Here is a 6,327-nt window from a genome sequence, read left to right as displayed (position 1 = left end):
GAATTGTTTGACAGGTTCGCCATTCTTGCGCGGCGTTAAATTCACATTTGAGCATTCGCATCTTGACAGATTAATATGCCAAGAAAAATCGATTATACCTTCAAAGTCATAAGCCTGACCTATGGATAAACTTACTTATGAGATTCGGAATGATCAGACGAAGCTTCGTGTGGGAAGCTAGCCAGAATAGCGAACAGACGGGGAAAACCTAACGGTTCCTTTCCTTCAGTAAAAACGCCCCAGTTCCCTGATCCTTTGCGGATAATCATCTGGAAAACGCCAGATGATCTCTCCGGGTGCGCGCACCAGACCGCGCGCGGCGGGGTCTTTCTTGGTCAGCAATGATAGGAAAAGATCGCTGCTGGCCCATGGTGAAGACCGGAAATACCAATGTCCGTTGCCATTGCCCGCCTCTTCGGCATCCGTCACGTCGATGACATGCAGCCTTGGGGTCCGGGCCAATTCCGCTTGCACCGCAGGCACTGCTTCGCCGGGGGGCGAGGTCTCTCCGACGCGCTTGCGGCCAAAGACGAGCCTAGACATCGCCAGGGCGGAATCCGTTTGCGACTGATAGATCGTCAGGTCCGTAACCGCATCGAGTAGACCGTCCTCGATAGCATGAATGAAATAAGCACGGTCTAGATCGCTGCCGATCAGGATGAGTTTGCCCAACCGCGCGTTTCCCTCGGCCCCCAACGCGATTTGATAGGCGGCGTCAAAGGCCAGCCTTGTCCCGGCGCTGTAGCCGATCAGGTGGATGCGACGGGCATTGGTATGGGTCGAGAGAAAGGCAATCAACTCGCGCAGATAACGTCGCGAGGCCAGCGCCGATTCCTGATCACGGAAATAGGCCAGCGTATTTGGGGTTGCTGTCCAGTTGTAACTGATGAAAGCGCCCTGATAGCCCAGAAAATGCTGCAATTGGCTTGAGACTAGGGTGGAATAGTCGAAGTCCACATTATAGCCGTGGATGTAGATGAAAATGTCCTTGTTGGCCGATTGCGCCAACTGCGCATTAATTTGTGACGCAAAACGGCGACCGGCGGCTTCAACTTCGACACGGCTGGGTGGGGTATCCATGTATTTGATTGCGCTGAACGGCAAGATGCCGGTCTCGGCCACGCCCACCACACGCAGCCTATAGTCCTGATCCCGCGCCGCGGCGAGTGTTATGCGCCGTGCATTTTCCCAGCTTTCAAGCGGCGGGTCCGACGCAACCTGCGCGACACCTGCCCGCAGCACTTGCCCCCGTGCGTTATTGTAGCTTTTCTGTGGGTCGTCCGGTCCTGCGGGCTGGCGGTCTGTTGCGTAAAACAGTCGCGCCCGCGACTCGAAATTGCCCTCGGTCACATCCTCGAATGGATCAAGCGTGCCATCAGCAAAGACCGTTGGCGAAGGCATAATGTCAATTTCATTGTAGGTTTTCGCTGCACACCCAGTCAGGGCGACACAGATCAATAGCCACCAAAACCTACGCATCAGACCCTTAACGCTCCGTCATATTCCGGCCGCTTTGTGAATTTGCGGCACAAGATTTCACACATTTCTTTTGCAAATAGTCCGACATTGGCAATCGTTTATTGCCACGCGCGACCATAAGTATCAGCCGCAAATTGGGTGCGGTTTCGATGCCCGGCGCCCGCACCGGGCACGACCTCGATGGGTCTAGTCTGCCAAAACCGGGTCAGATCCTGCGCGTTGCTGGGTTCGATAGAGAGAGGGCGAAACGCCTGTCCAGCGGTTGAAGGCGCGTCGGAAGCTGCGGGGATCTTTATAGCCAAGCGTACTGGCGATCTGGTCAATAGACCTGTCGGTCTGGGTCAGCAAATGCTGTGCCTTGCTTTTTGCAAAGCGGGTTTGGACGGCGTTGAAGGACGTGCCTTCCTGACGCAGCGCGCGCTGCAGGGTTCGCGGCCCTATTGCAAGATGGCTTGCCACGGTATCCTCTGACATATCCGCGTTTGCGACAGTGATCTGCAATACCTGTTCCACTGCATCCCCAATGGTCTGCACAGGATTAACGCCCATCAACGCCGCCAGATCATCAAGATCAATGTTCGCGTCCAGACTGCGGGGCGAAGGGTTGCGCGTTTGCAAATCGCCCAGTCGGATGGCAATACCGGGCGGGCTGTCCCGAAGACGCACGGGGGCGCCAATCATCTCTTCGATCTTCGGGACATCGACTCGCGCCTCATGTGGCAGTTCAATCCAGTCCGGGTGCCAGCCTTCGCCCAGAAAGTGGCGGATAACGGTAGCGAGGACAAACACCGAGCCTTCGTCCAGATGTTTGTGACCCATGACCGTCAGCCCGACTGCACTGCGCCCGACCACGACATGGGTCTCGGTCTGACGAAATACGATCTCTGAACCTGGGTGTATCAGCAAGAACGCCCGTGCCCCGCGCGCCAGCGCGGTAGCCAGGTCAGGCGCGCTCAGCACAAAATTTGAATACGCGCCGTAACGCGCGTAATCGAATTTGCGGCCAATCCGGGCACCAAGAAGCCTGTCGCCCATCGCACGGGCCACCGTTTCAACCAGAATGCCCTCTGATGCGTAGGGTGCAAAACCCGCTTTCAGCGATAGAACAGAACGGTCCAGGCCGACCGCTTGAAGGGCGTCCGCAACGGTGCTCGCTCCGGCGAAATCTTCAAGCAGTTCCACGACATGGGCCAACTCGCGAATTGTAACCATGTTTCGACGCATTGGGTTAGTTTGTCGGGAATTGTCCGGTGACACAACCCGTCAAGGCGCTGCACAATCGCCCTGCGACAACGGGTTACACCGCCGTTCCCTCAACCCGTCATCACCGACGAAACCTGTGATTTCTTAAGGGACATGTTCGTGAGTAAGTCTTTCCCCCTCTCTCTCAGTCAGTCGCTGACGTTGCTGGCCACGATCTGGGCTCAGGCGGCGTATGCGCAGGATATGGACACAACCGTCGACAGTTTAACTGACAGCCGCGAGATCCCGGTTACCATCGACAATTTCACCCGCGCCGCGACTGATCTTGAGCTGGGCAAATATGTGTCACTGGCCGGAGGAGTGAACAGGTTCTTTCACTTTCGCGAACCGACCCCGGTGGATGATCAACCAACTATCCGGATGAACCGCGACACGCTGTACAGCACCGCTGTTATCGACATCAGCGAAGGCGCAACCCTGACGCTGCCAAATGCAGATGGCCGCTATATGACCGCAATGGTTCTCAATCAGGATCATTACATCGAAGAGGTGTTTCACGGTGGTGGCACCTATGCGCTGGATGTCGAGACTTTTGGCACGCCCTATGTTGTCGTCTTCATGCGCGTGTTGGTCGATGCCGCCGATCCTTCGGATGTGGCCGCCGTCAACGCGTTGCAGGACCAGATGCTGGTCGAGGCCGGGTCGGCCCGTCCGTTCATCCTTCCCAATTATGACGAAGCCAGTTTTGAGGGGCTGTTACAGAGCATTCTGGCCCTCGGCCCCTATGTGCCGGACAGTTCCCATATGTTCGGCGCGCGTGATCAGGTTCAGGCGGTCCGGCATCTGATCGGCACCGCTGGCGGTTGGGGTGGGTTGCCCGAGCATGAGGCCTATTACGTCAGTGTAGAACCAAATCTGCCAGTGGCCGAGTATCGCATCGATGTTCCCGCCGAGGTGCCGGTCGGGGCGTTCTGGTCTGTCAGCCTTTATAACGCCAGGGGCTTTTTCCAGCCCAACGCGCAAGGTGCCTATAACGTCAATTCAGTGACAGGTGCGCGCAATGGTGATGGATCAATGACCATTCACCTGAGCGGGTGTATGGATGGGCGGGTCAACTGCCTGCCGATCATGGAGGGCTGGAACTATACCGTGCGGATGTATCAGCCCGGGCCCGAGGTTCTCGATGGGACGTGGAGCTTCCCCCCAGTTCGCCTTTTGAATTAACGGAAAGGATTTCTCATGCGACGTCTTCTTTTTGCCCTTGCGCTGTGTGTGCCCTCGATTGCCGCGTCAGAGGAGGTGAGCATCCACAACCTTGTGCGGGCGGAATCTGACACGATGATCCGGGCAAATCTTGCCGCCAATGGGGTGGGCGTGGGCGAAATCGTTCACGAGCGTACGCTGGTTTCGGCGGATGCTCCGCAGCCGATCATCCGCGCAAATCAGGACACGCTTTATTCCGCCGTGATCCTCGACCTGTCCCAGCCGGTCCACATCACCCTGCCCGACGGCGATGGCCGTTTTCAGTCGATGCTGGCTATCAGCCAGGATCACTATGCCTTTGTCGAGGCGACGCCGGGCACCTATGACCTGACCGAGGACAATGTCGGCACGCGCTTTGCCTTTGTCCTGTTCCGTACATTCGCCGATGCCACGGATGCCGAAGATCTGGCCAGAGCGCATGCGGCGCAGGACGGGATCGAGCTCAGCGGCGGTGGCAACGGCCCGTTCGAAGCGCCGGACTGGGATATGGAAAGCCTGGCCGAGGCGCGCAAGGCGGTGAACGATCTGGCAAGCGCGGTCGGCTTTGATGCGGCCAATGCCTTTGGCCGCAAGGACGAGGTCGACCCGATTGATCACCTGGTCGGCGCCATCGCTGGTTGGGCAGGGCAACCGGCGACCACAGCCTCGGCCGTGATCTCCAGTGTCGATGCAAATGATGGCGAGACGCCCCATGCAATCACGGTCAACGACGTCCCGGTCGACGCGTTTTGGTCGATCACCGTTTACAATGCCGACGGCTATCTTGAGCCGAACGAGCTTGGCCGCAACAGTTACAACAACGTTTCAGCCAAGCCCAACGAGGACGGGTCATACACTATCCACTTCGGTGCATGTGACGATGGCCGGATCAACTGTATCCCGACCCCGCCAAGCTGGAATTACACCGTCCGCCTGTACCAGCCGCGCGCCGAAATTCTGGATGGAAGCTGGACCTTTCCATCGGCTGAACGGATCAACTGAACCGATAAGGAGACCGAGATATGCAGTTTTCGACAAAGTCACAGGCCACCGCACTCGCCCTGCTGATGGCCGCAATCCTGGCCTTGCCGCTGCCAGCCGAGGCCCAGTCGCAACGAACGAAGAACACGGTTGGCGGTGCCGTCGTGGGGGCTGGGGTGGGGTACCTCGTATCCGGCAGTGACGGCGCAAAAGCCGGAGCCGTCGTCGGTGCCATCGCTGGCTATCGTAAAAAGCGTTAAGGCCACGCTGCACGTGCGGCACACTGTTGAAGAAATGAGGTAGATCACATGAAACGAGTTCCCCTAACGGCAATTTTCGGGATGTGCATTGCAGCGCTGGCGAGCACTGCCTCTGCCGATGCGGAGATGGACGAAATCATCGCCGCAGCTGCACCGTTCATGCATCTTAGCTGCGCCAGTGTTCTTGCAGAGCACGAGGATGACCCCGATCAGGTAAGCCAGATCGTGCGTCTCATGGCGATGGTGTCGCTCTACAACCGTCAGATCGATGTCGTGGCTACCGTCCCGGAAGAATATCTGGGCGACCTCAAGACCGAGTTCGTCGAAGAGCTTGAAGACGCCTGCGACAACGACGGTGGCAGGTTGCTGGCTGGGGCAGTGGACGATGCTGTGAGGGAAACCTTTGAAGAGTTCGAATAATCCGCTGCATTAACAATCGGCCGCCGAATGCGGCTGCCAGCTTCTTCATAAGTCTTTTGCAAAATGAAACGGCGCACGGGCGCAAAGGACCATGCCAAGCCCGCTGTGCAATGGGTAAGATGCACATCAAGGTGAAGGGCATTTGTCACAAAGCACGATTGTCTCCAGCCGTGAAGAGATTCGCAACGCAGCTGTGACGCTCTTGGCTGTCCAGCTCAAACCGCACTATCCTGTGTTTCAGAAGAAAGCTTGCTTGTTGTTTTCTCACCCTGGCCTTGCCCAACTCTGGGGTCGAAGCCTCTGGGAAACATGGCGCGATTCAGTGGGATTTCGATTGGGTGAAACTCATTCAGGGCATTACCTTTGTCCCAAAGTAGAAGCAGCTCGCAATTGTGTGGCTTTTTGTTGGTTTTTCTTGACCAGCCAATCAATTTGATACATTTTTCACGATAAAGACCTAAATGGAGCACAAATTAACACGAATCTAGACCGTTTTTTTTGTTCAGCGCGATCCTTGGGAAAGAGGTTTCACTTCGGTCCAAGGATGGTTTCAAAGCGGCGGCAATGCTAAACTGGAATTCCTGTGCGGGCTGGTTTTGGCAACCTGATATGGAAAGGTATCGCCCCGACACTTCGCATGTGAACAGCGCATCTTGAGGGTCCAAATCTTTTGAACCGGCGGGCACTGGATGCAAATGACCCAAAGCGCCTCGCAAAAGAAGGCGCCCAAAAACGAAGATCA

General features: G+C 56.7%; 7 protein-coding genes. 4 read left to right on the top strand and 3 right to left on the bottom strand.

Annotated elements, in window-relative coordinates; translation table 11 throughout:
• Positions 1–225: 225 nt before the first annotated feature.
• Positions 226–1,401 carry an alpha/beta hydrolase gene (locus ACR0ID_RS20150; RefSeq protein WP_480608343.1) on the bottom strand — a complete coding sequence of 392 codons (1,176 nt, stop codon included), beginning with the start codon at positions 1,399–1,401 and terminating at the stop codon, positions 226–228.
• A gap of 264 nt (positions 1,402–1,665) precedes the next feature.
• On the bottom strand, positions 1,666–2,691 hold the full coding sequence (locus ACR0ID_RS20145; RefSeq protein WP_480608340.1) for a helix-turn-helix domain-containing protein: 1,026 nt from the start codon (positions 2,689–2,691) through the stop codon (positions 1,666–1,668).
• 150 nt (positions 2,692–2,841) lie between these two features.
• Between ACR0ID_RS20145 and ACR0ID_RS20140 the strand changes: the two genes are divergently transcribed.
• Genes ACR0ID_RS20140 through ACR0ID_RS20125 form a run of 4 tightly spaced genes read left to right on the top strand, consistent with a single transcriptional unit; the run spans position 2,842 to position 5,585 of the window.
• The gene (locus ACR0ID_RS20140) at positions 2,842–3,906 is read left to right on the top strand and encodes a DUF1214 domain-containing protein (protein WP_480608338.1); all 1,065 of its coding nucleotides are present in this window, start codon (positions 2,842–2,844) and stop codon (positions 3,904–3,906) included.
• Between the two features lie 15 nt (positions 3,907–3,921).
• Positions 3,922–4,926, top strand: coding sequence for a DUF1214 domain-containing protein (locus ACR0ID_RS20135; RefSeq protein WP_480608336.1), 1,005 nt, complete (start codon positions 3,922–3,924; stop codon positions 4,924–4,926).
• Positions 4,927–4,946: 20 nt separating this feature from the next.
• Entirely contained in the window at positions 4,947–5,165 is a 219-nt protein-coding gene (locus tag ACR0ID_RS20130) for a glycine zipper 2TM domain-containing protein (protein WP_480477721.1), read from the top strand.
• Positions 5,166–5,213: 48 nt separating this feature from the next.
• Positions 5,214–5,585 (top strand): hypothetical protein, encoded by a 372-nt coding sequence (locus ACR0ID_RS20125; protein ID WP_480608333.1) that lies wholly within the window; start codon positions 5,214–5,216, stop codon positions 5,583–5,585.
• 473 nt (positions 5,586–6,058) lie between these two features.
• Here the strand turns inward: ACR0ID_RS20125 and ACR0ID_RS20120 are convergent.
• A partial coding sequence (locus ACR0ID_RS20120; protein ID WP_480608330.1) for a hypothetical protein occupies positions 6,059–6,327 on the bottom strand: 269 nt, incomplete at its 5' end.

This window comes from Ruegeria sp. AL2, from assembly GCF_056540845.1.
This window is presented reverse-complemented; position numbering and strand designations above follow the sequence as displayed.

Bases quoted from the DNA above. Each gene is read 5' to 3' on its own strand.
- ACR0ID_RS20150 (WP_480608343.1), bottom strand. From the start codon at position 1,401: ATGCCTTCGCCAACGGTCTTTGCTGATGGCACGCTTGATCCATTCGAG.
- ACR0ID_RS20145 (WP_480608340.1), bottom strand. From the start codon at position 2,691: ATGGTTACAATTCGCGAGTTGGCCCATGTCGTGGAACTGCTTGAAGAT.
- ACR0ID_RS20135 (WP_480608336.1), top strand. From the start codon at position 3,922: ATGCGACGTCTTCTTTTTGCCCTTGCGCTGTGTGTGCCCTCGATTGCC.
- ACR0ID_RS20130 (WP_480477721.1), top strand. From the start codon at position 4,947: ATGCAGTTTTCGACAAAGTCACAGGCCACCGCACTCGCCCTGCTGATG.
- ACR0ID_RS20125 (WP_480608333.1), top strand. From the start codon at position 5,214: ATGAAACGAGTTCCCCTAACGGCAATTTTCGGGATGTGCATTGCAGCG.